Below are 1,677 nucleotides of genomic sequence, written 5' to 3'. Positions count from 1 at the left end.
GGGACTTCCAGTTAAGCCTTGGTGATGATGGCAAATTCTACTTTAACTGCTCAGGCCGCTTAGTGTTTGGCCCTGGCGCCAGCGGTGGATTTGGCACTACCATTGATTTTGAGCAATTGTGGCAACTGGCCGTTATCCTCTTTAAAGGCTTAAAAGCGACAGATTATCGGGTGCTAGAAAATCTTGATGAAGACGTATATCGGCATTTTATGCGCTCTAGCTATATTGCTTTTGCCAGCGATATGATTACCTATCCAGAAGAGGCGCTTAAACAAGCGGTTATGAATACTCAGCGTTCAATAAATAAATGGTGGGATACTCGTTTGGAGTTTTGGGAGTTAGAATCCGAAAAGAAAAAAGAAGCCCTTCGCCTTACCCAGAGCATTGTTAAAGGTGTAAACAGCAGCAGTCACTCTGTCACTGGCGAGGTGCCGTTTGATGAGCTGCTACCTGAAAGCGTTGGTATGATGCTTAATACCTTAGTAACCACGTTTTACCTGTCGTGGGAAGAGAAACAAGAGACAGCGATATATTATTTATTACTTGGTGCAGTCAAAACTTGGCGGCGCTTCGAAGAGGTGTTGTCTCGCATGAATGTCACCGGTGAAAAACAATCCGGGGATAAAGCGCTGTTTGATAATCTGGCGCGGATTAATACCATTTTGGATGACGAACAACAGCGAAGTTTCAACGACTGGGTGTTAAAACTGGCGCAAGACAATGAAATTAATGAGAGTAACTTTGCTCAAATGCGTCCCTTTACGCCACGCTCAGGCAATGCATGGAGTCAAAAAAGGGCGATTGTAGAACGCCAAGTAGCACGCATAAACAACAGCAATGGCTACTATATTTAACCACAGCGACCGCCGCAAGGCGGTCTAATAACATATTAGTGAGCTGGTTCAGTGCTCTGCAATGCACAGCGAAACCCTGACGTGTATGACAGGTTATCACCCTTTAACGTATCATAGGCGCGGGCGACATTAACCATGCCAACTCCACCTCGTTTCACTTTATACTCACCCGTTTCAGGTCCCTGAGGATCATGTTGAGGTGACACTTTATAGTAATCCTTCGAAAACCAGTCATTAACCCACTCTGTGGCATTTCGAGTCATATCATAAATACCGAGTGGATTGGGCGCAAACGTACCAACAGGGTTTAGGTCAGTATCAACATTAGCGGTTTCATCAGTAAACTCCTCATAACCACCTAACTCGGGGTTATGAAACCCCCTTCCTCTAAACTGAATAAAACCATTATTGGTCGCGTAGTAGAGTTTTTGACCGCGACTGCGAGCTGCGTATTCCCACTGCGCTTCAGTCGGCAGGTCCACGGGTAAAGCGGCTAATTGCCCCAGCCACTGACAATAGTTTTTCGCATCTTGCCAGTTTACTTCTCTAGCAGGTTTACTAGTAAAATAAGATAAATATATTTGATAGTCCTTTGAGCGACGTTCTAGGTACTTCCCTTCATCTTCACTCTGTTCAAATGGTCGATTAAATGCCTGCAGGTAAACATCATAATCTAACAACTCCGCTTCATACTTTGAGAGCGAATAACTGCTTAAAATCACCTTATGTTGGATATCCGCCCCACGACTTACAATCTCGACATCACTATAACAGCTTGCTTCTGGTGTCCAGACCGGGCGATTGAGGTCCGCATTCATACACG

1 protein-coding gene and 1 pseudogene are annotated in these 1,677 nt (G+C 45.0%); one reads left to right on the top strand and one right to left on the bottom strand.

All coding sequences use genetic code 11. The annotated features are described in order from the left end of the window. Window positions 1-854, top strand: a pseudogene (locus tag CDZ87_RS16675) (LysM peptidoglycan-binding domain-containing protein); the annotation flags it as partial. Between the two features lie 35 nt (window positions 855-889). On the opposite strand, the gene CDZ87_RS16670 reads toward CDZ87_RS16675, so the two are convergent. Beyond that, window positions 890-1,677 (bottom strand): formylglycine-generating enzyme family protein (locus CDZ87_RS16670; protein ID WP_100754527.1); only part of this gene is annotated, 788 nt, incomplete at its 5' end.

Source organism: Vibrio salilacus, assembly GCF_002811245.1.
GTDB lineage: Bacteria > Pseudomonadota > Gammaproteobacteria > Enterobacterales > Vibrionaceae > Vibrio > Vibrio salilacus.
Note: the sequence above shows the minus strand (reverse complement) of the source record. Positions and strands in the feature narration are given on the sequence as shown.